Annotated in this window: 28 protein-coding genes; 8 read left to right on the top strand and 20 right to left on the bottom strand. The window is 61.4% G+C overall.

Features of this window, described 5'->3' with window-relative positions; all coding sequences use genetic code 11:
* Window positions 1-6 precede the first annotated feature (6 nt).
* The gene (locus tag HV753_RS18745; protein ID WP_175176088.1) at window positions 7-444 is read left to right on the top strand and encodes an HIT family protein; all 438 of its coding nucleotides are present in this window, start codon (window positions 7-9) and stop codon (window positions 442-444) included.
* Window positions 445-525: 81 nt separating this feature from the next.
* Here the strand turns inward: HV753_RS18745 and rplQ are convergent, their stop codons facing one another.
* The 19 genes from rplQ to HV753_RS18650 all read right to left on the bottom strand — a co-directional run bounded on the left by rplQ (window position 526) and on the right by HV753_RS18650 (window position 10,716).
* Window positions 526-918 carry a 50S ribosomal protein L17 gene (gene rplQ, locus HV753_RS18740; RefSeq protein WP_006216513.1) on the bottom strand — a complete coding sequence of 131 codons (393 nt, stop codon included), beginning with the start codon at window positions 916-918 and terminating at the stop codon, window positions 526-528.
* Between the two features lie 184 nt (window positions 919-1,102).
* Window positions 1,103-2,089: a DNA-directed RNA polymerase subunit alpha gene (locus HV753_RS18735; protein WP_025136325.1), complete on the bottom strand. Its 987-nt coding sequence runs from the start codon at window positions 2,087-2,089 to the stop codon at window positions 1,103-1,105.
* A 220-nt stretch (window positions 2,090-2,309) separates the two neighbouring features.
* Complete coding sequence (gene rpsD / locus HV753_RS18730) at window positions 2,310-2,933, bottom strand: 30S ribosomal protein S4 (RefSeq protein WP_175176087.1); 624 nt, start codon at window positions 2,931-2,933, stop codon at window positions 2,310-2,312.
* A gap of 11 nt (window positions 2,934-2,944) precedes the next feature.
* Window positions 2,945-3,346 carry a 30S ribosomal protein S11 gene (gene rpsK, locus HV753_RS18725; RefSeq protein WP_006216516.1) on the bottom strand — a complete coding sequence of 134 codons (402 nt, stop codon included), beginning with the start codon at window positions 3,344-3,346 and terminating at the stop codon, window positions 2,945-2,947.
* 15 nt (window positions 3,347-3,361) lie between these two features.
* Entirely contained in the window at window positions 3,362-3,727 is a 366-nt protein-coding gene (gene rpsM, locus HV753_RS18720) for a 30S ribosomal protein S13 (RefSeq protein ID WP_006216517.1), read from the bottom strand.
* A gap of 43 nt (window positions 3,728-3,770) precedes the next feature.
* Window positions 3,771-3,884, bottom strand: coding sequence for a 50S ribosomal protein L36 (gene rpmJ / locus HV753_RS18715; RefSeq protein WP_003806928.1), 114 nt, complete (start codon window positions 3,882-3,884; stop codon window positions 3,771-3,773).
* Window positions 3,885-3,918: 34 nt separating this feature from the next.
* Complete coding sequence (gene infA, locus HV753_RS18710; protein ID WP_003806927.1) at window positions 3,919-4,137, bottom strand: translation initiation factor IF-1; 219 nt, start codon at window positions 4,135-4,137, stop codon at window positions 3,919-3,921.
* Window positions 4,138-4,145: 8 nt separating this feature from the next.
* Window positions 4,146-5,471, bottom strand: a complete 1,326-nt coding sequence (gene secY, locus HV753_RS18705) for a preprotein translocase subunit SecY (protein ID WP_039882533.1) — start codon at window positions 5,469-5,471, stop codon at window positions 4,146-4,148.
* Between the two features lie 14 nt (window positions 5,472-5,485).
* Complete coding sequence (rplO, locus tag HV753_RS18700; protein WP_105555709.1) at window positions 5,486-5,926, bottom strand: 50S ribosomal protein L15; 441 nt, start codon at window positions 5,924-5,926, stop codon at window positions 5,486-5,488.
* A 9-nt stretch (window positions 5,927-5,935) separates the two neighbouring features.
* Window positions 5,936-6,121 carry a 50S ribosomal protein L30 gene (rpmD, locus tag HV753_RS18695; RefSeq protein ID WP_006216520.1) on the bottom strand — a complete coding sequence of 62 codons (186 nt, stop codon included), beginning with the start codon at window positions 6,119-6,121 and terminating at the stop codon, window positions 5,936-5,938.
* A gap of 3 nt (window positions 6,122-6,124) precedes the next feature.
* Window positions 6,125-6,646: a 30S ribosomal protein S5 gene (rpsE, locus tag HV753_RS18690; RefSeq protein WP_006216521.1), complete on the bottom strand. Its 522-nt coding sequence runs from the start codon at window positions 6,644-6,646 to the stop codon at window positions 6,125-6,127.
* A gap of 15 nt (window positions 6,647-6,661) precedes the next feature.
* Entirely contained in the window at window positions 6,662-7,027 is a 366-nt protein-coding gene (gene rplR / locus HV753_RS18685; protein WP_006227039.1) for a 50S ribosomal protein L18, read from the bottom strand.
* A gap of 21 nt (window positions 7,028-7,048) precedes the next feature.
* Window positions 7,049-7,582: a 50S ribosomal protein L6 gene (rplF, locus tag HV753_RS18680; RefSeq protein WP_175176086.1), complete on the bottom strand. Its 534-nt coding sequence runs from the start codon at window positions 7,580-7,582 to the stop codon at window positions 7,049-7,051.
* Window positions 7,583-7,594: 12 nt separating this feature from the next.
* The gene (gene rpsH, locus HV753_RS18675; protein ID WP_175176085.1) at window positions 7,595-7,990 is read right to left on the bottom strand and encodes a 30S ribosomal protein S8; all 396 of its coding nucleotides are present in this window, start codon (window positions 7,988-7,990) and stop codon (window positions 7,595-7,597) included.
* 10 nt (window positions 7,991-8,000) lie between these two features.
* The gene (rpsN, locus tag HV753_RS18670) at window positions 8,001-8,306 is read right to left on the bottom strand and encodes a 30S ribosomal protein S14 (protein WP_175176084.1); all 306 of its coding nucleotides are present in this window, start codon (window positions 8,304-8,306) and stop codon (window positions 8,001-8,003) included.
* Window positions 8,307-8,318: 12 nt separating this feature from the next.
* Window positions 8,319-8,858 (bottom strand): 50S ribosomal protein L5, encoded by a 540-nt coding sequence (gene rplE / locus HV753_RS18665; protein ID WP_175176083.1) that lies wholly within the window; start codon window positions 8,856-8,858, stop codon window positions 8,319-8,321.
* A 12-nt stretch (window positions 8,859-8,870) separates the two neighbouring features.
* The gene (gene rplX, locus HV753_RS18660; RefSeq protein WP_175176082.1) at window positions 8,871-9,191 is read right to left on the bottom strand and encodes a 50S ribosomal protein L24; all 321 of its coding nucleotides are present in this window, start codon (window positions 9,189-9,191) and stop codon (window positions 8,871-8,873) included.
* 11 nt (window positions 9,192-9,202) lie between these two features.
* Window positions 9,203-9,571 (bottom strand): 50S ribosomal protein L14, encoded by a 369-nt coding sequence (gene rplN / locus HV753_RS18655; RefSeq protein WP_046807446.1) that lies wholly within the window; start codon window positions 9,569-9,571, stop codon window positions 9,203-9,205.
* A gap of 356 nt (window positions 9,572-9,927) precedes the next feature.
* Complete coding sequence (locus HV753_RS18650) at window positions 9,928-10,716, bottom strand: aspartyl/asparaginyl beta-hydroxylase domain-containing protein (protein ID WP_246288321.1); 789 nt, start codon at window positions 10,714-10,716, stop codon at window positions 9,928-9,930.
* A gap of 170 nt (window positions 10,717-10,886) precedes the next feature.
* On the opposite strand from HV753_RS18650, the gene HV753_RS18645 reads away from it, so the two are divergent.
* Window positions 10,887-12,314 (top strand): NAD-dependent succinate-semialdehyde dehydrogenase, encoded by a 1,428-nt coding sequence (locus HV753_RS18645; RefSeq protein WP_175176081.1) that lies wholly within the window; start codon window positions 10,887-10,889, stop codon window positions 12,312-12,314.
* 188 nt (window positions 12,315-12,502) lie between these two features.
* Window positions 12,503-14,668 (top strand): metallophosphoesterase, encoded by a 2,166-nt coding sequence (locus HV753_RS18640; protein WP_175176080.1) that lies wholly within the window; start codon window positions 12,503-12,505, stop codon window positions 14,666-14,668.
* Between the two features lie 53 nt (window positions 14,669-14,721).
* On the opposite strand, the gene HV753_RS18635 is transcribed toward HV753_RS18640, so the two are convergent.
* Entirely contained in the window at window positions 14,722-15,681 is a 960-nt protein-coding gene (locus HV753_RS18635; RefSeq protein WP_175176079.1) for a helix-turn-helix domain-containing protein, read from the bottom strand.
* Between the two features lie 161 nt (window positions 15,682-15,842).
* Here HV753_RS18635 and HV753_RS18630 point away from each other — a divergent pair, with 161 nt between their 5' ends.
* From HV753_RS18630 to HV753_RS18610, 5 genes are read left to right on the top strand one after another with little or no spacing between them, the layout of a single operon-like run.
* Entirely contained in the window at window positions 15,843-16,739 is an 897-nt protein-coding gene (locus HV753_RS18630) for an alpha/beta fold hydrolase (protein ID WP_175176078.1), read from the top strand.
* A gap of 17 nt (window positions 16,740-16,756) precedes the next feature.
* Window positions 16,757-17,929 (top strand): substrate-binding domain-containing protein, encoded by a 1,173-nt coding sequence (locus HV753_RS18625; protein ID WP_175176077.1) that lies wholly within the window; start codon window positions 16,757-16,759, stop codon window positions 17,927-17,929.
* A 15-nt stretch (window positions 17,930-17,944) separates the two neighbouring features.
* Entirely contained in the window at window positions 17,945-18,715 is a 771-nt protein-coding gene (locus HV753_RS18620) for an ABC transporter ATP-binding protein (RefSeq protein ID WP_175176076.1), read from the top strand.
* A complete protein-coding gene (locus HV753_RS18615) occupies window positions 18,712-19,464 on the top strand; it encodes an ABC transporter ATP-binding protein (protein ID WP_088588562.1) in 753 nt (250 codons plus the stop codon). Before HV753_RS18620 ends, HV753_RS18615 begins: the two co-directional genes overlap by 4 nt.
* Entirely contained in the window at window positions 19,461-20,471 is a 1,011-nt protein-coding gene (locus tag HV753_RS18610) for a branched-chain amino acid ABC transporter permease (protein WP_175176075.1), read from the top strand. The genes HV753_RS18615 and HV753_RS18610 overlap by 4 nt, the downstream gene beginning before the upstream one ends.
* Window positions 20,472-20,476 lie beyond the last annotated feature (5 nt).

Below are 20,476 nucleotides of genomic sequence, written 5' to 3'. Positions count from 1 at the left end.
ACTCGCATGCCCGACAACTGCCTGTTCTGCCGCATCGCCCGGCACGAGATACCCGCGCACATCATCCACGAAGACGATCGCCTGATGGCCTTCCTGGACATCCAGCCGGTGCGCCCGGGCCACACGCTGATCATCCCCAAGCAGCACTATCCCTATTACGAGGACATGCCGGCCGACCTGGCCGGCCACATCCTGAACCTGGGGCAGAAGCTGGGGCGCCACATGAAGCGCCTGTACGGGGTCGAACGGGTGGGCTTTGCCTTCACCGGCATCCACGTGGCCCACGCCCACGCTCACGTCATCCCCATGCATCACACGCAGGACCTGACGTCCACGCAATACATCGAACAACAGGACCTGACGTTCAAGATGCCTCCCCAACCGCCTCAGGAGGCCCTGGCGGCCACCGCCGAGCAGTTGCGAGGGGAATTGCACGCCTCGTGAAGAAAACGCCGTGGCGGGGGCGCAAATAAAACAAGGGCGGGTCCGAAGACCCGCCCTTGTCGCTTATCGAGCTACCGAGGATTACTCGGCGCTGTCCGCAGCGGCTTCATCAACTTCCGGACGGTCAACCAGTTCCATGAAAGCCATGGGAGCGTTGTCGCCTTGACGGAAGCCCATCTTCAGCACGCGGGTGTAGCCGCCGTTACGGGCCGCGTAGCGCGGGCCGATTTCGGCGAACAGCTTCACCACCGCATCGCGATCGCGCAGACGGGCAAATGCCAGACGCTTGTTCGCCAGCGTGGGCTCTTTGCCCAGCGTGATCAGGGGTTCGATGACGCGGCGCAATTCTTTCGCCTTCGGCAGCGTGGTCTTGATGGCTTCGTGAGTGATCAACGAAACGGCCATGTTGCGGAACATGGCAAGACGGTGACTGCTGGTGCGGTTGAGCTTACGCAAGCCATTACCGTGACGCATGATAAGTTTCCTTTGAATCTAAAGATGGCGTTCGCCATCGGGTTGCCGGCTCTTCTATCAACCTGCAATCAGGCCGCGGTCCGGTAGAAAACGGTGCATTTTACGACGATTTCGCAAAACGCCCGGCGGGAAAGCCGGGCTCTGCGGGAAACGCCCCATTCATGGGGCGCCACCCTCTTAAGACTTACGGACGCTCCAGACCCAGGGGCGGCCAGTTCTCGAGCTTCATGCCCAGAGTCAGACCACGTGCAGCCAGAACTTCCTTGATCTCGTTGAGCGACTTGCGACCCAGGTTCGGGGTCTTGAGCAGCTCGTTTTCGGTACGCTGGATCAGGTCGCCGATGTAGTAGATGTTTTCGGCCTTCAGGCAGTTGGCCGAACGCACGGTCAGTTCCAGGTCATCGACCGGGCGCAACAGCACCGGATCGATCTGCGGCGTGCCGCGAACCGGAGCTTCGTACGAATCGCCCGCGCCTTCCAGAGCAGCGAAGACCGAGATCTGGTCCATCAGGATGCGAGCCGACTGGCGCACCGCTTCCTCGGGCGAAATAACGCCGTTGGTTTCGATGTCCAGAACCAGCTTGTCCAGGTCGGTGCGTTGTTCCACACGGGCGCTTTCAACCGCGTAGCTCACGCGGCGAACCGGGCTGAACGAAGCGTCCAGAACGATGCGGCCGATGGTGTGGGTGCGGTCTTCCGACAGCGCGCGCACGTTGCCCGGCACGTAGCCGCGGCCCTTCTCAACCTTGATCTGCATTTCCAGCTTGCCTGCGTCCGTCAGGTTGCAGATGGCATGGCCGGGGTTGATGATCTCGACGTCATGCGGCAGCTCGATGTCGCTGGCCAGCACGATGCCCGCGCCGGTCTTGCGCAGAACCAGGGTCACTTCGTCGCGATTGTGCAGCTTGAAGACCACGCCCTTCAGGTTCAGCAGGATGTCGACGACATCTTCGCGAACGCCCGGGATGGTCGAGTATTCGTGCACCACGCCCGTCATCTGGACTTCGGTCGGCGCGTAGCCGGTCATCGAAGACAGCAGAATGCGGCGCAGGGCGTTGCCCAGCGTATGACCGTAGCCACGCTCGAACGGCTCCATCACGATCTTGGCATGGTGCGTGCCGACCGGTTCGACTTCAATGGAGCGCGGCTTCAGGAAACCTTGAGTGGACATTTACTATGTTCCTTTTCAATACCCTCGGCTCGTTACACCGATAAGGCTGATGGACAGGGTGAAACTTGAAACTCGGACGGCGTGCAAACGCCGGCCAATACTTACCGCAAAGCCCGCCCCACCAAAAGGCGGAAAGCGGGCTGCTGCGAGACGTGCAAACGGGTCGCGAGACCAGTTTCGTGCCGGCACACCTGCGAAGGAGGCGCCGGCCGAGACTTGATTAACGCGAGTACAGTTCGACGACCATCGATTCGTTGATGTCGCGAGCGACGTCAGCGCGATCGGGGACCGACTTGAACGTACCGGTCAGCTTGTTCGCGTCGACTTCCACCCATTGGGGGATGCCGATGCTGGTGGCCAGGTCGAGCGATTCCTTGATACGGCCTTGCTTCTTGGCCTTTTCACGGATCGAAACGACGTCGCCAGCCTTGACCAGCATCGAAGCGATGTCAGCCGTGTGGCCGTTCAGTTCGATGGCGCGGTGGCTCACCAGCTGGCGAGCTTCGGCGCGCGTCGAGCCGAAGCCCATGCGGTAGACGACGTTGTCCAGACGCGATTCCAGCAGCTGGATCAGGGTTTCGCCGGTGTTGCCACGGCGACGCTCTGCTTCAGCGAAGTACTTGCGGAATTGCTTTTCCAGCACGCCGTACATGCGCTTGAGCTTTTGCTTTTCGCGCAGCTGCAGGCCGTAGTCGGAAGTGCGGGCACCCGAAGTGCGGCCGTGTTGGCCAGGCTTGGAATCCAGCTTGCACTTGGAATCCAGCGAGCGACGGGCGCTCTTCAGGAACAGGTCAGTACCCTCGCGGCGCGAGAGCTTGCATTTGGGTCCAATATAACGTGCCATGTGGATTCCCTTTAGATACGACGACGCTTCGGCGGACGGCAGCCGTTGTGCGGAACGGGCGTGATGTCGGCGATGGACGAAATCTTGATGCCCAGCGCGTTCAGAGCGCGGACCGAGGATTCGCGACCGGGGCCGGGGCCCTTGATACGCACTTCCAACGTCTTGATACCGTATTCCAGCGCGACACGGCCAGCCGTTTCAGCGGCGACCTGCGCGGCGAACGGGGTCGACTTACGCGAACCCTTGAAACCAGCACCGCCCGAAGTGGCCCACGACAAAGCGTTGCCCTGACGGTCGGTGATGGTGATGATGGTGTTGTTGAACGAAGCGTGAACGTGCGCGATGCCGTCCGAGACGTTCTTCTTAACCTTTTTGCGCACGCGCGAAGCGCCGCTGGTGGAAGCTTTCGCCATAATCCAGTTCCTCGATTATTTCTTCAGGGACGCAGCAGCACGACGCGGGCCCTTGCGGGTCCGGGCGTTGGTGCGAGTGCGCTGGCCGCGCACGGGCAAACCGCGCTTGTGACGCATACCGCGGTAGGTTCCCAGGTCGATCAAACGCTTGATCGAGAGCTGTACTTCACGACGCAGGTCGCCTTCAACCGTGAACAAACCAACATGTTCGCGGACGCGTTCCAATTCAGCGTCGTTCAGATCCTTGACCTTTTTGTCAAAGGGTACGTTTGCCGCTTCGCAGATTTTGCGAGCGCGCGTACGACCAATGCCAAAAATGGCGGTCAGTCCGATCTCGGCGTGCTGTTGCGGCGGGATGTTAATGCCAGCAATACGGGCCATGACTATTCCTTGAATAAATCTGTTGCGTAGTCGCTAACCCGAGTTAGCCTTGACGCTGCTTGTGACGCGGGTCGGTGCAGATAACACGCACCACGCCGTGACGTTTGATAACTTTGCAGTTGCGGCAGATCCGCTTAACCGATGCCATTACTTTCATGGTTGACTCCTAATTTTCCGTAATCCGGTTCCGCTCATTTGGAGCGGAAAACTATCCTGGCTCGCGTCAGATCATAGGGCGTGAGCTCCACTGTGACCTTGTCACCCGGCAGGATCCGGATGTAATGCATACGCATCTTGCCGGAAATATGGCCCAACACCACGTGGCCGTTTTCGAGCTTGACGCGAAATGTCGCGTTCGGGAGGTTCTCAAGAACCTCGCCTTGCATCTGAATGACGTCGTCCTTGGACATTCTTTTGCTTACCGCATCGGCAAACCCGCGCCCTTGAAGTTGGCCTTCTTGAGCAACGAGTCGTACTGGTGAGACATCATGTAGGCCTGAACCTGTGCCATGAAATCCATCGTCACCACCACAATAATCAACAGAGACGTACCACCGAAGTAGAAGGGGACATTCCAGCGCATCACCAAGAATTCCGGCAACAGGCACACCAACGTAATGTAGATGGCACCTGCGAGCGTCAAACGCATCAGGATCTTATCGATGTAGCGCGCGGTTTGCTCGCCCGGACGGATGCCCGGAACAAACGCACCACTCTTCTTCAGGTTGTCCGCCGTTTCGCGGCTGTTGAACACCAGAGCCGTGTAGAAAAAGCAGAAGAAAATAATCGCGACGGAGTACAGCGTGATGTAGAGCGGTTGACGAGGCGACAGAGCCGCAGCCAAATCGCTAAGCCAGCGCATGTTCTCACTGCTGGAGAACCAGCTCGTGATCGTGGCCGGGAACAGAATGATCGACGATGCGAAGATCGGCGGAATCACCCCAGCCATGTTCAGCTTCAGCGGCAAATGCGAGCTTTGACCACCGTAGACCTTGTTGCCGACCTGACGCTTGGCGTAGTTCACCGTGATCTTGCGCTGTCCGCGTTCCACGAACACCACAAAAGCGGTAACCAACACCACCAGAGCCACAATGAACAGTGCCGAAAGCACGGACATCGCGTTGGTGCGTACCAGGTCCAACAGTGCAGCCAGCGCGGCGGGCAAACCCGCAACGATACCTGCGAAGATCAGGATGGAAATCCCGTTGCCCAGACCGCGTTCCGTGATCTGCTCACCCAGCCACATGACGAACATGGTGCCAGTGACCAAAGTCACAACGGTCGTGAAGCGAAACAGCATACCCGGATCGATCACCAGTCCCTGTTGGGACTCCAACGCTACCGAAATGCCCACTGCTTGCACCAGCGCCAGCACGACTGTGCCGTAGCGGGTGTACTGGGTAATCTTCCGACGACCGGATTCGCCCTCTTTCTTGAGCGCTTCCAGCGACGGCACCACCACCGACATCAACTGCATGATGATGGATGCCGAAATGTACGGCATGATCCCCAGGGCAAAAATCGAGAAACGCGAGAGCGCCCCACCCGAGAACATGTTGAACAGGCCCAGGATCCCGCCCTGGTTCTGACGGAACAAGTCCGCCAGCGCATCCGGATTAATACCCGGTACGGGGATGTGTGTACCCAAACGGTATACCACCAGGGCGAGCACCAGGAACACAAGACGGCGCTTCAAATCACCGTACCGTGCTCCGGTTTTGCCCAATGCCTGCGCGTTAGCCACTCGTCACCTCATGATCAAGCAAGCGAGCCGCCCGCGGCTTCGATGGCGGTGCGAGCACCGGCCGTCGCGGTAATGCCCTTGAGCACGACCTTGCGCGAGAGTTCACCCGACTTGATGACCTTGGCGTAACGAACCGCCTGGCCAATCACGCCAGCCGCCTTGAGCACTTGCACGTCGACTTCGTCGATGGGCAGGGCTTGCAGGTCCGACAGACGAACTTCGGCGTACAGGTGTTGACCGAGCGGGGTGAAACCACGCTTGGGCAGACGACGCTGCAGCGGCATTTGACCGCCTTCGAAGCCAACCTTATGGAAACCGCCCGAGCGCGACTTCTGACCCTTGTGACCACGGCCGGCGGTTTTACCCAGACCCGAACCGATGCCACGGCCGACGCGGCGCTTGGCGTGCTTGCTGCCCTCAGCGGGCTTCAGCGAATTAAGTTGCATATCCGACATGGTGATTCCTTAGGCTTCCGAGACGGAAACGAGATAATCCACCTTACGGATCATCCCACGCACCTCGGGCGTATCGACCAGCACGCGGCTGCTGTTGATGCGACCCAAGCCCAAACCGCGAACCGTATCACGGTGCGATTGCTTGGTACCGATCACCGAGCGCACGAGGGTCACTTTGATCTGCTTCTGAGCCATGATTTACCCCAGGATTTCTTCAACCGACTTGCCGCGCTTGGCAGCAACATCGGCCGGGGTCAGGGAAGCGCGCAGACCGTTCAACGTGGCGCGAACCATGTTGTAGGGGTTGCTCGAGCCCAAGCTCTTGGCAACCACGTTACGCACACCCATCACCTCAAAAATAGCGCGCATCGGGCCGCCGGCGATAACGCCAGTACCTTCAGCAGCCGGCGAAATCAGCACGGTAGCGGCGCCATGCTTGCCAACCACGGTGTGGTGCAGCGTGCCGTTCTTCAGGGCAACCTTGAACATGCCGCGACGGGCCTGTTCCATTGCCTTCTGAACGGACACCGGCACTTCACGCGCCTTGCCCTTACCCATGCCGACACGACCATCGCCATCACCGACCACGGTCAGCGCGGCAAAGCTCATGGTGCGACCACCCTTGACCACTTTGCTCACGCGGTTGACCGCGATCATCTTTTCGCGGAGGCCGTCATCGTTCTCTTTTTCCGCGGCGTTCTTGCCTTGTACTTTAGCCATTTGACAGATCCTCGCTTAGAACTTCAGGCCGGCTTCACGCGCGGCATCGGCCAGCGCTTTCACGCGGCCATGGTAACGAAAGCCCGAGCGATCGAAAGCGACCAGTTCGATACCGGCAGCCTTGGCCTTTTCGGCCACACGCTTGCCGACCAGCGTCGCAGCGGCAGTGTTGCCACCCTGACCGGTTTGGCCGGCCAGTTGCGCACGCACTTCGGCTTCCACCGTCGAGGCGCTGACCAAAACGCGATCGCCTTCCGGCGAAATGATGTTGGCGTAGATGTGCTGGTTCGAGCGGAAGACCGAGAGGCGGTGAACGCGCAACTCGTTGATCTTCCGGCGGGTCGGAACCGCACGACGCAAACGGGAAACTTTTTTGTCCATGATTCGTCCTTGCGTGCGCCGTTATTTCTTCTTGGTTTCTTTGATGACGACGCGTTCGTCCGAGTAACGCACACCCTTGCCCTTGTAGGGTTCGGGTTCGCGGTACGCGCGGATTTCAGCGGCCATCTGACCGACGACTTGCTTGTTGGCGCCCTTGATGACGATTTCCGTCTGGGTGGGGCATTCGGCCTTGATACCGGCCGGCAACTGATGCAAAACGTCGTGCGAGAAACCGAGCTGCAGCTTAACGGCATCGCCTTGGATCGAGGCGCGGTAACCCACGCCAACCAGGGTCAGCTTGCGCTCGAAGCCCTTGCTCACGCCGACGACCATATTGGCCACCAGAGCGCGCACGGTACCCGACATGGCGTTGGCGTGACGAGTTTCGTTGGCGGCGGCAAACGTGAGCTTGCCTTCGTCCAGCGCAACCGTGACGTCGCCAGTCAGGGCTTGAGTCAGGGTGCCCAACGGGCCCTTGACAGTGATCTGATCCTGCTTGATGTCAGCTTCGACACCCTTGGGCAGTTCGACCGGATACTTAGCGATACGTGACATTAGAATTTCTCCTTAGGCCACGTAGCACAGCACTTCGCCGCCGACGCCGTTGGCGCGAGCCTTACGGTCGGTCATGACGCCGCGCGAGGTCGAAACGATAGCCACGCCCAGGCCGTTCATGACCTGAGGAATGCTAGTACGGCCCTTGTAGATACGCAGACCGGGGCGCGAAACGCGTTCAATGCGCTCGATAACCGGACGACCAGCGTAGTACTTCAGGATGATCTCGAGCTCAGGCTTGGCCTGGGTGCCCTTGATTTCAAAGCTGTCGATGTAGCCTTCGTCTTTCAGCACAGCGGCAATAGCCGCCTTCAGCTTCGAGGAGGGCATGCTCACCGTAACTTTGTCCACTTGCTGCGCATTGCGAATGCGGGTCAGCATATCGGCGATGGGATCGCTCATGCTCATAATGTATCTCCTACCAGCTGGCCTTGGTGATGCCGGGGATTTCGCCCTTCATCGCCATTTCACGCAGTTTGTGACGCGTCAGGCCGAACTTGCGGAACACACCGCGCGGACGACCGGTGACCACGCAACGGTTACGTTGGCGCGTCGGATTGGCATTGCGCGGCAGCTGTTGCAGCTTGAGCCGAGCTTGGTAACGTTCTTCGTCAGTCTTCGACTGGTCGTCGATGATCGCCTTCAACTCAGCGCGCTTGGGAGCGAACTTGTCAGCCAGCTTGGCGCGCTTGATGTCGCGATTGATGAGGGAAAGTTTAGCCACGTCATCAGCCCCTTAGTTACGGAACGGGAAGCTGAAGGCCGTCAACAGCGCCTTGGCTTCTTCGTCGGTCTTCGCGGAGGTGGTGATGCTGATGTTCAGCCCACGCAGCGCGTCGATCTTGTCGTACTCGATTTCGGGGAAAATGATTTGCTCTTTCACCCCGATGTTGTAGTTGCCGCGGCCGTCAAATGCACGACCCGAGATACCACGGAAGTCGCGCACGCGAGGCAGCGCGACCGCAACGAGGCGATCCAGGAATTCATACATACGTTGACCACGCAGCGTGACCATGCAACCAATCGGGTAGTTTTCGCGGATCTTGAAACCAGCGATAGCCTTCTTGGTCTTCGTCACGACAGGCTTTTGGCCTGCGATCTTGGTCAGATCGCCAACAGCGTGCTCGATAACTTTCTTATCGGCGACCGCTTCCGAGACACCCATGTTCAGGGTGATCTTGGTGATGCGCGGCACTTCCATCACGCTCTTGTAGCCAAACTTGGCCTGCAGGTCGGCAGCGACCTTGCTCTTGTAGAAATCTTGCAAACGAGACATGTCTATCGCCCCTTACGCCTTGGCGCCGACAACGGCACCATTGGAACGGAACACGCGGACCTTGCGACCTTCGACTTCTTGAACGCCCACGCGGTCGCCACGACCGGTTGCGGGGTTGAAGAGCGCCACATTCGAGATGTGGATCGGCATGGTCTTTTCGACAATCCCGCCCGGGTTGTTAGCCATCGGGTTGGCTTTCACGTGCTTTTTGACGATGTTGACGCCTTCGACCAGAACGTGGTCGACATCAACACGAGCCAGCACGGTGCCACGACGCTTTTTGTCGCGGCCGGTCAGGACGATGACTTCGTCGCCTTTACGAATGTTGTTCATCGTAGGGCTCCTTACAGCACTTCCGGGGCCAGCGACACGATCTTCATGAACTTCTCGGTACGCAGTTCGCGCGTAACGGGTCCGAAGATGCGGGTGCCGATGGGCTCCAGCTTGGCGTTGAGCAACACGGCGGCATTGCCACCGAACTTAATCAGCGAACCGTCTTTACGGCGCACGCCCTTGGCGGTACGAACCACCACGGCATTGTAAATTTCGCCTTTCTTGACGCGTCCGCGCGGAGCCGCATCTTTGACGCTCACCTTGATGATGTCGCCGATACCGGCATAACGGCGCTTGGAGCCACCGAGCACCTTAATGCACATGACATGACGCGCACCAGTGTTATCGGCCACGTCCAGCGTGGTCTGCATTTGGATCATGATTTTTCCTGTTCCAACTTAACTGGAAATACGGTTTTCCCAACAAGGGAACACTGCAATTCCTGCCAGTTTTGGTCCCGTCAGGTCTGCCGCCCTGCTTTATGTGTGGCAGATTCGGAGCTTTCGCTCTACCTCTGCTACTGGTTGGCAACGCAACGACCCTGGGTTGAAATCCTGCGGGTATTCCCCCAACACGCCGAGCTAGTCTCGAAACAACTTCGGTTGACTGGATCGACAATCTGGGAAAGCTGATCATTCTAGCGTGGTTAAATTTTGAGCGCAAGCACTTTGTTGGAATGACGCACAAAAGACCACACCCCCCTATGAAGGGGAACGGTTTGCGAGCTATCCGCCCCTTATTTCTGGCGGTAAAAGCCCTTCTCCCAGGCGTCATGGTTGGCCTTGCCGCGACGGATTTCGTCCGTGAACGGGGCCGCCTTGAGCACCAGGCGATTGATCCATTTTACCGGAATCCGACACGGGCGTTCAAAGTCCACGAACAGCACGACCCGCACGCCGTCCGTGTCGTTGTGCACCTGGTGGGGATACAGGTCGTCAAACACCACAGCCCGCCCCTCCCGCCAACTGTAGCGTTCGCCCCCGACTTCGATCCAACACTGGTCCATGGGTTCAGGAACCATCAGCCCCAGGTGCAAGCGGAGCACGCCGTTGTACGGCCCGGTATGCAGCGGAATCCGTTTACCGGGTTCCAGGATCGAGAACATCGCGCTGCGTATGCCGGGAATCCCGTCAAGCGCCCTGGCCGTCGCCGGGCAACTGGCCAGGTTTCGCTCGGAACGCAGGCCGTAGCCCATGAAGAGAAATGTCTTCCATTGGTCATCGGACGTGATCATGCCCACATCGGGGGATATCTCGTGGAAGGCCGGCAGCTGCTGGCGCTGCGCCAGCAGCGTCATCAGCTCGGCGCGGATGGCGGGCGCCTGGGCTTCCAGATCGGCAATCCAGGGGAATTGGTGATTCTCGAAGATGGGGCGGTCTCCGACCAGAGACGCCCGGGCAATGCGGTTGCGCAACCCATCGACAAAATGAAAGAGCATGCGGGAATAGAGGCTGGACTTTCCGGCGGGACGCGCATCGACGGGTTGCACGATGGGATCGGTGATGGGCAGTCGAAGATGCCCCATTGTGTCCATGCGGGCATCGGCTTGCAAGACCCATGGCACGCTCAAGCGCGCCCTCGATTGGCTCCAGGTTCCCAGGCGGGAGTGGCCCTCCCTGCCCCGTGCAAGCTGGTTTAGACTGCCGTGGGCGACCGTGATCGCACTCCACTCCTATTTCGCAAGGAACGACAGGCATGTATGAACAGTTGGCGCTGTATATCGACGGCGAATTCATCTCCGGCGAGGGTAGGCGCACCCAGGACGTCATCAACCCGGCCACGCTGGAAGTGCTTGGCCAATTGCCCCACGCCACCGAAGCGGATCTGGATCGCGCGCTAGCCGCCGCCCAGCGCGCATTCGAGTCGTGGAAGAAGTCCTCTCCCATGGACCGTTCCGCCATCCTGCGCAAGGTCGCCACGCTGTCGCGCGAGCGCGCCAAGGAGATCGGCCGCAACATGACGCTGGACCAGGGCAAACCGCTGGCCGAGGCCGTCGGCGAAGTCACGTCCTGCGCCGAACATGCCGATTGGCACGCCGAGGAATGTCGCCGCATCTATGGCCGCGTGGTGCCGCCGCGCAACCCCGATGTGCGCCAATTCGTCGTGCGCGAACCCATTGGCGTCTGCGCTGCGTTCACGCCCTGGAACTTCCCGTACAACCAAGCCATCCGCAAGATCGCCGCCGCGCTCGGCGCCGGCTGCACGGTGGTGTTGAAGGGTCCGGAAGATTCACCCAGCGCCGTCATGGCGATCGCCCGCATGTTCCACGATGCTGGCCTGCCCAAGGGCTGCCTGAACATTGTCTGGGGCGAACCGGCCAAGATCTCTGATTACCTGATCCGTTCGCCGATCGTGCGCAAGGTGTCGTTCACCGGCTCCGTGCCGGTGGGCAAGCAACTGGCTGCCCTGGCTGGCGCGCACATGAAGCGCGTCACGATGGAATTGGGCGGCCACTCGCCCGTGCTGGTCTTTGACGATGCCGACGTTAAGCGCGCTGCTGAAATGCTGGCCAAGTTCAAGGTACGCAACGCGGGCCAGGTCTGTGTATCGCCCACCCGCTTCTACGTGCAGGAAGGCGCCTACGAGCAATTCCTGGCGCGCTTCTCGGATGTGTTGAAGAACATCAAGGTTGGCGACGGCCTGGAAGCCGGCACCGACATGGGTCCGCTGGCGCATGAGCGCCGCGTGCCCGCCATGAGCGCCTTCATCGACGACGCCAAGAAGCATGGCGGCAAGGTCGTGGTCGGCGGCGGCCCGCTGGATCGCAAGGGTTTCTTCTTCGCCCCCACGGTCGTGACGGATCTGCCCGACGACTCCATGCTGATGACCGAAGAACCCTTTGGCCCCGTCGCGCCGGTCGTGCGCTTCAAGGACACCGATGAAGTCCTGCGCCGCGCCAACAGCCTGCCTTTCGGTTTGTCGTCCTACGTGTTCACGAACTCGCTGAAGACGGCCACCAAGGTCTCCAACGGCCTGGAAGCCGGCATGGTCAACATCAACCACTTCGGCAGCGCGCTGGCCGAGACGCCGTTCGGTGGCATCAAGGACAGCGGCATTGGCAGCGAAGGCGGCCTGGAAACGTTTGACGGTTATCTGGTCACGAAATTCATCACGCACATCTGACCGGCTCCGCCCAGTCGCTCCAAAGCCCCGCGAGGGGCTTTTTTTTCGCCTGAAGCGCGAGGTAGACGCCGCGCTGCGGTTCATGATGCTGTCATGGGCGTCCGGGAACATTGCGCCTCGCTGACAGGTAGCTGACCTTGACCATCGGAATGGCCGCCTGAAACCACACTTCAGGAAATGAACGCGCAATGACTCCCCTTTCACGCTTTGCCCGCACGGCAGGCGCCGCAACCATCATGGCCCTGCTTGCCGCTTGCGGCGGCGACGATGATGACAACAAGCCGGTTGACCAGACGCCCCCTCCCGTCACGGAAACGCCGGTCACGCCGCCCGCCCCCGTGCAAGTCGCGTTCATGCCCGACATCCATTTTCACGACGTCTACGCCGACTTCAAGGATGGCTCGTTTCCCGGCATCCCCAACCCGAAGCGTGGCGACAACGCCACCATCCGCACGATGTATGCGCAGCTGACGTCCACGCGGCTGTTCAACGAAAACTACTTCGCTTTTCTGGCCGCGCTGGACGATGCGGTGGCGCGTGGCGTGAAGTACATCGCGCTGCCGGGCGACTTCTCGGACGATGGCCAGCCCGTGCACATGCGCGGCCTGGTCAAGATCATGGACGACTACTCGAAGAAGCACGGCATCCAGTTCTTCGCCGCGCCGGGCAACCATGACCCCAACCGCCCGTTCAACCAGGCCGCCGGCAAGAGCGACTACCTGGGCGTGGACCCCACGACCAACGCGATCGGCTTCTCGCAGCCGATCTACAGCCGTGGCGGCAACGCGGCGTGCAGCACGGCCTACGGCGGCGACTGGGCACTTGTCGGCAGCACCTATTGCACCGAAGAGGTGTTGCACATGGGCTACGCCGGCATCACCGATGCGCTCAAGCAGCACGGCTTCATGCCGCAGCCGCAGAACGTCTATTACGAAACGCCCTACAGCACCTACAAGTACGAGGACTACGAGTACGAGACGGCGCTGTCGCAAGCCAACTGGACCAACCGCCAGTACGAGATCTGCGCCGAAGGCACGGGTGGTCCGAACAAACCGCAGAACTACACGCTATGCAAGATGGTGCCCGACACGTCCTACGTGGTCGAACCGGTCAAGGGCGTGTGGCTGGTTGGCCTGGATGCCAACGTCTACGTGCCCACCGGCATCGGCCAAAATGATTTCACCGGCTCGGGCGACCAGGGCTACAACAAAATGCTCACGCACAAGGCCCACGTCATCAAGTGGCTGGCCGACGTGGTGGCGCGCGGCAAGGCGCAAGGCAAACAGGTCATCGCCTTCAGTCACTTCCCGATGTCGGAATTCTTCAACGGCGCCTCCGATGACATCGAGGCGCTGCTGGGCGCCAACAAGATGCAGATGATCCGCCGCCCGGCCGAGAACACCACGCGCGCGCTGGCCGAAACCGGCCTGAAGGTGCATGTGGGCGGGCACATGCACTTCAACGACATGGCGGTGCGCAACTACGGCGGTGACACGGCGCTGTTCAACATCCAGGCGCCGTCCATGGCCGCCTATGTGCCGGCCTACAAGCTGATGACGCTGCAAAGCGCAGCCGAGATCGAAGTGCAGACCATCCGCCTGGACAAGGTGCCGCGCTTTGACGAACTGTTCGACCTGTACCGCGCCGAAAACGCCTACACCACGCCGCCGCGTTGGGACGTGTCGATTCTGGACGCCAAGGACTATGGCGACTTCACCTACCGTTACATGAGCGAACTCGTACGCTTGCGCCTGCTCAACGATGACTGGCGCTGCGAGATGCGTGAGCTGGTCAAGAGCCCGCTGACCGGCGCCGACCTGTTGACGCTGTCGCAGCTGCAAACCACCGTCACGCTCAAGGAACTTGCGAACACCGGCAACCAGAACAATCTGACTCCGGCCTTCTTCGCGTGCCTGGCCGACGGCGGAGGTAGCGGCGCCAGCAACGCCGCCTATGCCGGCAACCTGGCCGACGCCCAGGCCCGCGCGCAAGCGCTGGCGCAAGCCAACGGCATGCAGTTGTCGGACTTCGCGCAATGGAAAGCCCTGGACATGGCGGGCGACTTCGTTCGCATCGCCAACGCAGGCGACCTGGCATTCGCCGATATCCCGGCCCAGCGCGCCAACCAGTACAAGCTGTTGGCCCAGGCGCTCGACCTAAGCAATTCGGCCGTGCAGATGAACGGCAGCAGCGTCAGCAACGCGAACACGCTGGCCGACTTGTTCAAGGCGCGCTTCAAGCCGCTGATGGCGATCATGCTGAAACTGGCAGCCGGCGCTCCGTCGGAGCACATCCGCCTGAACCTGACCAGCAACAGCTTCGTCAATCTGTCGAACCAGCCCTCGCCGTTCTAGATCCGGCGGCGCGTGGCGACAGTAAAACGGCTCACCTTGGTGAGCCGTTTTTCTTAGCCGCGGGCGCGCAGGTCCCGCGGGGTCATGCCGAACCGGTTCTTGAACAAGCGGCTGAAATGCGAGGGGTGCGAAAAGCCCACTTGATACGCCAGTTCGGCAATGGTGCGATGACGGTGCCCGGGGCTGAGCAATAGCTCGTGGCACTTGTCCAGGCGCTGGTCAAAGATGAAGGCCTCGGCCGACAGACCACCCGCGCGCAGGATGCGGTGCAGGTACGCCACCGATATGCCGCAGCCCTGCGCCACCTGGAGCGGCGACAACGCCGGGTCCGTCAAATGCTGGCGGATGTACGCCAACACGCGCTGCCGGTGTGCCAGGGTGACGCTGCTGTCCGATTCGGAGGCATGCCCTTGCCCCGGCTGCACCAGGAACAGCACGATCAGGTCGATCAGGCGTTCGCCCAGCTCCGTCACTTCCGTATCGGACCAGCGGCCCATGCCCTTGAACAGGTGGTCCATGTAACTGGCCAGCATCGCGCCGCGCGGCGAGCCGTCGTCAACGCGCAGCTTGTAAAACGCGCCAATGCGGGAATCCCGCTGCGACAGCGCGCTGCGGGGAAAGGACACGCTCAGGCTGCGGTAGCCTGACGTTCCCAGCGCCGTCGCCTGATACGGCAAGCTCTGGTTCATCAGGTACACGCAGCCCGGCTCGACCTGAAACTCGCGGCCCTGCTGCCGCACCGCAAGCGGCCCAGCCAGCGGCAAGCCGAAGGTATAGAACTCCTGGTCCAGGCGGGACACGTTGCCCGCCGTGCGTTCCAGCTTCTGTCCCTGATAGTGCAGATCATTGAACTGCAAGCTGGCGCGGCGCGCGTAGCGCACATGCCCAGCAAAATGGTCCGGCATGCCGCGATGCACCTCGAACGGGCCAAAGGCGTTCGACAAGGCCGCGCGCCATAGCTCACGCCGGTCGGCGCCTGCGCTGGCCGAGATGGCAAATTCCGTATCGGACATGGCGCGGTCTCCTGTACGCGGCGGGTAGCGCAAATTGATCTTGCGTCTACAACTTCTTGACTCACCCTGCTGTGGGGGGCCCGGCGCATTGTGAATGCGTCTGGCGCAAGTCTATAGTCAGCCCGATAAGCACACAACCTGGACAACCCGGGAGGAGACACATGGCACACGCGCCCGCAACGGCTGCTCGCCATACGCCCACATCGCACTATCTGCGATGCGAGGGGCGCGAACTGCACGTCACGGAATGGGGCCGCGCCGACGCGCCCCCCGTCATCATGTGGCACGGTCTGGCCCGCACCGGCCGCGACTTCGACGAACTGGCCCAGGCCCTGGCCGACGACTATCGCATCATCTGTCCCGACACGATCGGCCGCGGCCTGTCGCAATGGAGCCCCGATCCCGTCGCCGAATACCGGTTGGACTTCTACGCGCGGCTGGCCCGCGCCCTGGCCGACAGCTTGTCGCTTGCGCGCCTGCGCTGGGTGGGCACCTCCATGGGCGGCGCAACGGGCATGCACGCCGCCGCCACGACGCTGCGCGATCGGATATCGCATCTGGTCGTCAATGACATCGGACCAGAGCTGCCCCAGCCCGCCATCGACCGCATTCTGGCCTACGCCGGAAATCCGCCCGCATTCGATACCGTCACTGAATTGGAAGCCTGGCTGCGCGTTGCCTACAAGCCATACGGTTGGCAAAGCGACGCACAATGGCGCCGCATGGCCGAAACATCCGTACGCAGGCTGCCCGATGGCCGTGTCACGGCGCATTACGATCCGGCCATCGTCGGCCAGTTCAGCCATCACCCCGGCGACTACGACCGCTGGACCGGCTACGACTCGCTGCGCATGCCGGTGCTGCTGTTGCGAGGCGCCGATTCCGATCTGCTGCTACCCGACGTCGCGCACGCGATGACCCAACGCGGCCCGTGCGCGAAGCGCATCGACTTTCCCGATTGCGGCCATGCGCCCGCTCTGAATGTGGCGCCACAGATCGACGCCGTCCGTCAATTCCTTGCCACGCCCGACCTTACCGCGACCGCGCGCGCCCACTGACCACAGGAGAGATACCCATGAATCGCATTCTGCTTGCTGCGCTAGCGGCCCTTTGCATGAATTCGGCGGTAGCGGCGAAAGACTTCGTCATTGCCCACGTCTACGACAAAACCGGGCCGCTGGAGGCCTACGCCAAACAAACGCAGGCCGGCCTGATGCTGGGCCTGGAATACGCCACCCAGGGCACCATGACCGTGGCAGGCCGCAAGATCCGCGTGATTGAAAAGGACAACCAGGGCAAGCCCGACGTGGCCCGCGCGCAGTTGGCGTCCGCTTATGCCGACGACAACGCCGATATCGCCGTCGGCCCCACCTCATCGGGCGTTGCGCTGGCCATGCTGCCGATCGCCGAAGAGTATGAAAAGATTCTGCTGGTGGAACCGGCGGTGGCGGACTCCATCACGGGCGAAAAATGGAACAAGTACATTTTCCGCACGGGCCGCAATTCGTCCCAGGACGCCATCGCCAACGCGGTTGCCTTCGATCAGGCCGGCACCTCCATCGCCATGTTGGCGCAGGACTACGCCTTCGGCCGCGACGGCGTGAAAGCGTTCAAGGGCGCCCTGAAGCAGGCCAAGATCGTGCATGAAGAGTACCTGCCCGCCAATGCCACCGACTTCACCGCGGGCGCGCAGCGCCTGTTCGATGCGTTGAAGGACAAGCCCGGCCGCAAGATCATCTTCATCCTGTGGGCAGGCGCAGGCAATCCGTTCAAGATCGCCGACCTGGATCCCAAGCGCTTCGGCATTGAAATCGCCACGGGCGGCAACACGCTGGCCGCGATGACGCCGTTGAAGTCGCTGGCCGGCATGGAAGGTGCCACCTATTACTACTACGGCATCCCGAAGAATCCGATCAACGATTGGCTGGTCGCCGAACATCAGAAGCGCTATGGCCAGCCGCCGGACTTCTTCACGGCGGGCGGCATGTCGTCTGGAATCGCCATCGTGACGGCGCTGAACAAGACTGCGGGCGATTCGGACACGGACAAGCTGATCAAGACCATGGAGGGCATGAGCTTCGACACCCCCAAGGGCAAGATGACATTCCGGCCCGAGGATCATCAGGCCATGCAATCCATGTATCACTTCCGCATCAAGAATGATCCCTCGGTGCCTTGGGCAGTGCAGGATCTGGTGAAGGAAATCACGCCTGACCAGATGGCCGTGCCGATCCAGAACAAACGCTGAAGGCGCACCGCCGACATGTTGGAAACCCAATCACTCACGATCCGCTTCGGCGGACACGTGGCCGTCAATGATGTCAGCTGCTGTTATGCGCCCGGCACGCTGACGGCCATCGTCGGCCCGAACGGCGCGGGCAAGACCACCTACTTCAATCTGATCTCCGGCCAGCTGCGCGCAAGCGCGGGGTCGGTGCGCTTGAACGGTCGTGATCTGACGTCGTTGTCCGCGCCCGCCCGCATGCATGCGGGTCTGGGCCGCGCGTTCCAGTTGACGCAATTGTTCCCGCGGCTGTCCGTGCATGAAAACGTGCGGCTTGCCTTGCAGTCGCGTCAGCAAGGCATGAGCTGGCGCCAGATCCGCTTCTGGCGCACATGGGATGACGATCGCGCCCTATTGGCCCGCGCCGATGCGCTGCTGGAACGTACCCGCTTGTCCGCACGACGCGACCACGCCGCCGCGGACCTGCCGCATGGCGACCAGCGCAAGCTGGAAATCGCGATGCTCATCGCGCTGGAACCGCAGGTGTTCATGTTCGATGAACCGACCGCCGGCATGAGCGTAGACGACGTGCCGGTGGTGCTGGAACTGATCCGCGAGATCAAGAACGATCCGACCAAGACGATTCTGCTGGTGGAGCACAAGATGGATGTGGTGCGCGAATTGGCCGACCGCATCGTCGTGCTGCACAACGGCCAACTGATGGCCGACGGCGACCCCGCCACCGTCATCGCCTCGCCCATCGTGCAGCAGGCCTATCTGGGCATGAGCCCGACGGAGACGCCAGCATGAGCGCCCCGATGCTGCTGGAACTGCAAGGGGTGCATACCCACATCGGTGCGTACCACATCCTGCACGGCGTCGACCTGGCGGTGCCGTCTGCGGGCGTCACCATGCTGCTGGGCCGCAACGGCGCCGGCAAGACCACCACGCTGCGCACGATCATGGGATTGTGGCGGGCCTCGCAAGGCCAGGTAACGTTTGACGGCACCCCCATCGGCGGACCCGGCACACGCAAATCGCCGCCCGACATGGCGCGCATGGGCATGGCCTATGTGCCCGAGAACATGGGCATCTTTGCGGACTTGTCGGTGAAGGAAAACATCTTGCTCGCTGCGCGGCAGGCGCGCAGCGCAGACCAGCTCGACACGGCACGGCTGGAATGGATCTTCGGTTTCTTCCCTGCACTCAAAAAATTCTGGCTGCATCCGGCCGGCAAGCTGTCGGGCGGACAGAAGCAGATGCTGGCGGTGGCGCGCGCCATCATCGAGCCGCGCCGGCTGCTGCTGATCGACGAGCCCAGCAAGGGTCTTGCGCCCGCCATCATCCAGAACATGATCGACGCCTTCCTTGAACTCAAGGAAGCGTCCACCACCATCCTGCTGGTCGAGCAGAACTTCAACTTCGCGCAGCAGGTCGGCGACCATGTCGCGATCATGGACAACGGCCGCGTCGTCCATGCGGGCAGCATGCGCGAACTGGCCCAAGACGAAGCATTACAGACACGCCTGCTTGGGCTGTCGTTGGGAAGCCATCAATGAGCACCCTGGATATCGATACCCCGCTGCCCCGCACACGCGCGGACCTGCGCCCCGTACTGCTGGTCGCCGCGCTGGCCGCCATCGCGTTGCCGCTGGTGGGCTCCTTTTCGACATGGGTCACGCTGACGCTCGCGGGCCTGGCGATGGGCATGATCATCTTCATCGTGGCCTCGGGCATGACGCTGGTGTTCGGTTTGATGGACGTCCTGAACTTCGGGCACGGCCTCTTCATCGCCATCGGCGCCTATATGGCCGCGACGGTGCTGGGCGGCATGGCCGACTGGACCCAGACGGGCAGCCTGTGGATGAACCTGGCCGCCGTGCTGCCGGCCATGATCGTGGGCATGCTGGTGGCAGGCGCCGTGGGCCTGGCGTTCGAGCGCGTGATCGTACGGCCGGTGTACGGCCAGCATCTGAAGCAGATCCTGATCACGATGGGCGGCATGATCATCGGAGAAGAGATCATCAAGATGATCTGGGGTCCGCAGACCCTGTCCCTGCCGCTGCCCGAGGCGTTGCGCGGCGCATTCCTGTTGGGCGATGCCGCCATCGAGAAATTCCGCATCGTGGCGCTGGTCGTCGGCATCCTGGTGCTGGGCGGCATGCTGTGGCTGCTGAACCGCACCAAGCTGGGCCTGTTGATCCGCGCCGGCGTGGAAGACCGCGAGATGGTCGAAAGCCTGGGCTACCGCATCCGGCACTTGTTCGTGGGCGTCTTCGTCGCCGGGTCGATGCTCGCCGGGCTGGGCGGCGTGCTGTGGGGCATGTATCAGCAGTCGGTGGTGCCGCAGTTGGGCGCACAGGTGAACGTGTTGATTTTCATCGTCATCATGATCGGCGGGCTGGGGTCAACGGTCGGTTGCCTGATCGGGGCGCTGTTGGTCGGGCTGATGGCCAACTACACCGGCTTCCTCGTGCCCAAAGCCGCCCTGTTCTCGAATATCGCACTGATGGTCGCTATCCTGTTGTGGCGCCCACAAGGCGTCTATCCGGTCACGAACCGCTAGGAGCG

It is taken from the genome of Achromobacter pestifer (assembly GCF_902859625.1).
GTDB classification, from domain to species: domain Bacteria; phylum Pseudomonadota; class Gammaproteobacteria; order Burkholderiales; family Burkholderiaceae_B; genus Achromobacter; species Achromobacter pestifer.
Note: the sequence above shows the minus strand (reverse complement) of the source record. Positions and strands in the feature narration are given on the sequence as shown.

What these genes read in the sequence shown, in the direction of transcription:
- rpsM (WP_006216517.1), bottom strand. Translation starts at nt 3,727, where the DNA reads ATGGCCCGTATTGCTGGCATTAACATCCCGCCGCAACAGCACGCCGAG.
- HV753_RS18735 (WP_025136325.1), bottom strand. Translation starts at nt 2,089, where the DNA reads ATGTCCACTCAAGGTTTCCTGAAGCCGCGCTCCATTGAAGTCGAACCG.
- HV753_RS18635 (WP_175176079.1), bottom strand. Translation starts at nt 15,681, where the DNA reads ATGTCCGATACGGAATTTGCCATCTCGGCCAGCGCAGGCGCCGACCGG.
- HV753_RS18630 (WP_175176078.1), top strand. Translation starts at nt 15,843, where the DNA reads ATGGCACACGCGCCCGCAACGGCTGCTCGCCATACGCCCACATCGCAC.
- rpsH (WP_175176085.1), bottom strand. Translation starts at nt 7,990, where the DNA reads ATGAGCATGAGCGATCCCATCGCCGATATGCTGACCCGCATTCGCAAT.
- rplE (WP_175176083.1), bottom strand. Translation starts at nt 8,858, where the DNA reads ATGTCTCGTTTGCAAGATTTCTACAAGAGCAAGGTCGCTGCCGACCTG.
- HV753_RS18625 (WP_175176077.1), top strand. Translation starts at nt 16,757, where the DNA reads ATGAATCGCATTCTGCTTGCTGCGCTAGCGGCCCTTTGCATGAATTCG.
- HV753_RS18645 (WP_175176081.1), top strand. Translation starts at nt 10,887, where the DNA reads ATGTATGAACAGTTGGCGCTGTATATCGACGGCGAATTCATCTCCGGC.
- HV753_RS18620 (WP_175176076.1), top strand. Translation starts at nt 17,945, where the DNA reads ATGTTGGAAACCCAATCACTCACGATCCGCTTCGGCGGACACGTGGCC.
- rplN (WP_046807446.1), bottom strand. Translation starts at nt 9,571, where the DNA reads ATGATCCAAATGCAGACCACGCTGGACGTGGCCGATAACACTGGTGCG.
- rplR (WP_006227039.1), bottom strand. Translation starts at nt 7,027, where the DNA reads ATGGACAAAAAAGTTTCCCGTTTGCGTCGTGCGGTTCCGACCCGCCGG.
- HV753_RS18650 (WP_246288321.1), bottom strand. Translation starts at nt 10,716, where the DNA reads ATGGGGCATCTTCGACTGCCCATCACCGATCCCATCGTGCAACCCGTC.
- HV753_RS18610 (WP_175176075.1), top strand. Translation starts at nt 19,461, where the DNA reads ATGAGCACCCTGGATATCGATACCCCGCTGCCCCGCACACGCGCGGAC.
- rpmJ (WP_003806928.1), bottom strand. Translation starts at nt 3,884, where the DNA reads ATGAAAGTAATGGCATCGGTTAAGCGGATCTGCCGCAACTGCAAAGTT.
- rplF (WP_175176086.1), bottom strand. Translation starts at nt 7,582, where the DNA reads ATGTCACGTATCGCTAAGTATCCGGTCGAACTGCCCAAGGGTGTCGAA.
- rpsE (WP_006216521.1), bottom strand. Translation starts at nt 6,646, where the DNA reads ATGGCTAAAGTACAAGGCAAGAACGCCGCGGAAAAAGAGAACGATGAC.
- rplX (WP_175176082.1), bottom strand. Translation starts at nt 9,191, where the DNA reads ATGAACAACATTCGTAAAGGCGACGAAGTCATCGTCCTGACCGGCCGC.
- rpmD (WP_006216520.1), bottom strand. Translation starts at nt 6,121, where the DNA reads ATGGCTCAGAAGCAGATCAAAGTGACCCTCGTGCGCTCGGTGATCGGT.
- rplO (WP_105555709.1), bottom strand. Translation starts at nt 5,926, where the DNA reads ATGTCGGATATGCAACTTAATTCGCTGAAGCCCGCTGAGGGCAGCAAG.
- rplQ (WP_006216513.1), bottom strand. Translation starts at nt 918, where the DNA reads ATGCGTCACGGTAATGGCTTGCGTAAGCTCAACCGCACCAGCAGTCAC.
- rpsK (WP_006216516.1), bottom strand. Translation starts at nt 3,346, where the DNA reads ATGGCGAAAGCTTCCACCAGCGGCGCTTCGCGCGTGCGCAAAAAGGTT.
- infA (WP_003806927.1), bottom strand. Translation starts at nt 4,137, where the DNA reads ATGTCCAAGGACGACGTCATTCAGATGCAAGGCGAGGTTCTTGAGAAC.
- HV753_RS18745 (WP_175176088.1), top strand. Translation starts at nt 7, where the DNA reads ATGCCCGACAACTGCCTGTTCTGCCGCATCGCCCGGCACGAGATACCC.
- HV753_RS18640 (WP_175176080.1), top strand. Translation starts at nt 12,503, where the DNA reads ATGACTCCCCTTTCACGCTTTGCCCGCACGGCAGGCGCCGCAACCATC.
- rpsD (WP_175176087.1), bottom strand. Translation starts at nt 2,933, where the DNA reads ATGGCACGTTATATTGGACCCAAATGCAAGCTCTCGCGCCGCGAGGGT.
- HV753_RS18615 (WP_088588562.1), top strand. Translation starts at nt 18,712, where the DNA reads ATGAGCGCCCCGATGCTGCTGGAACTGCAAGGGGTGCATACCCACATC.